The following is a 1,633-nucleotide window of genomic DNA, read 5'->3' on the forward strand; positions in this document are numbered from 1 at the left end:
ATGCGCGCTCGTCAGGATCTCAACATCGACACGCGCACCGCGACCGAGTACGGCGTCGTCCGCACCTACTTCGACGCGGTCTTCACCTGGACGACCGGTGGCTACACCGGCACGGGCTCCGGCACCGGTGCTACGGCCTATTCCGGGTCGTCTCCTGTCGGCAATCCGTCGGACGGCGGCACCTCGGGCGGTTCGCTCGGCGTGTACTATGCCTTCATCCAGTTCGCCGGCTTCACCATGGGTAAGGCCGTGTCGCAGTTCGACGCGCCCTGGACCAACTATCCCGGCAACAACATCGATAGCCTCGTCGGCGGCAGCGGCACGGTCACTGGTGTCAACCAGTTCACCTACACCGCTGACTTCGGCCAGGGCGTGACGGCGGCCTTCTCGGCCGAAGACGCGACGGCCTACTACCAGGCCGGCAACCTCAACATGACCGGCGCAACGGCTGCTGGCATGGTTGGCGGTTCGTATGGCACCAACGCCATCGGCGGCTCGCGTTCGCCGAACCTCGTCGGTATGGTTCGTGTCGACCAGGCTTGGGGTCTGTTCCAGGCATCGGTCGCCGCGCACGACAACCACGTTGCTTATTACGGCGCGACCGAGACCACTGGCCATCCCGACGACAAGTGGGGTTGGGCGGTTCAGCTCGCTCTGTCGATCAAGAACATCCCGACCGGTGCGGGTGACGTGATCAACATCCAGGGCGTCTACACGGACGGCGCGACCCGCTACAACTTCCAGAACCTGGCGGGCAGCTCCTACCAGATGTACGGCAGCTCGGGCATTGCCTACCAGAGCGTCGGCTTCGCCAATGCTCCGGATACCGTGTACGTCACGGGTTCGCAGCAGGAGACGGTCAAGACCTGGGGCTTCCGTGGTGCTTACACCCACAACTGGAATCCCTACTGGAACACCGCGCTCTACGGTGCTTACGCTCAGGCCCAGTTCGGCAGTCTCGCCAAGACTGCGCTCTGCGGCGCAGGCGGTGCTGGCGGCGTGTTCGGCGGTCTCGCCGGCGTCACGGGTTGTAACCCTGACTTCGCCATCGGCCAGATCGGTCTCATCACCCGCTGGACCCCGGTCAAGAACCTGACCTTCTCGGGCGACCTGAACTGGACCCGCCTCGACCAGAAGTACTCGGGCACTGCCGTGCTCAGCCCGGCTGCCAACACGGCCAAGCCGACCGCTGTGTACGAGCTGAAGGACCAGGACAGCATCACCCTGCTGCTCCGCGCCCAGCGCAACTGGTAAGATCTGTCGAAGCATTTCGACCAGCACCCGGCGGGAAACCGCCGGGTGTTTTTTGCGTGCACGGTGCGGGCTATGCCAGCTGGATCGTTGCTCCGTCGCGCGCTGCGAAGATCCGGACGTTTGAGACGCGATCGCTGGATGACGTTGCGCGAGACCCACTGGCGAGCCATGGCTGTCGCATATGGTGTGCACGATGCGGCGGCATCGGCGGTGGGCTCCCTCCCTCGCATGCGGAGGCGGCGAGGGGGCTTGCTGTGTCGCCCTCTGTCAATCCGCCTCCGCGAAAATATTTCGCTTTACCGAAATTCGGAATTATCGTATGTCTCGCCCATCCCGGCTCATCCTTGAGGGGCGATCGTGAGGTCGTCATGTTCGCGAG

The 1,633-nt window shown here is 64.1% G+C and carries 1 protein-coding gene; it reads left to right on the forward strand.

Annotated features, from left to right (window positions below; all coding sequences use genetic code 11):
• Positions 1–1,254: porin (locus JHD07_RS39375; protein WP_291632020.1), on the forward strand; the 1,254-nt coding region annotated here is incomplete at its 5' end.
• Positions 1,255–1,633 lie beyond the last annotated feature (379 nt).

Origin of the sequence: Bradyrhizobium sp. (assembly GCF_016462955.1) — a bacterium.
In the GTDB taxonomy this organism is placed as follows: Bacteria; Pseudomonadota; Alphaproteobacteria; order Rhizobiales; family Xanthobacteraceae; genus Bradyrhizobium.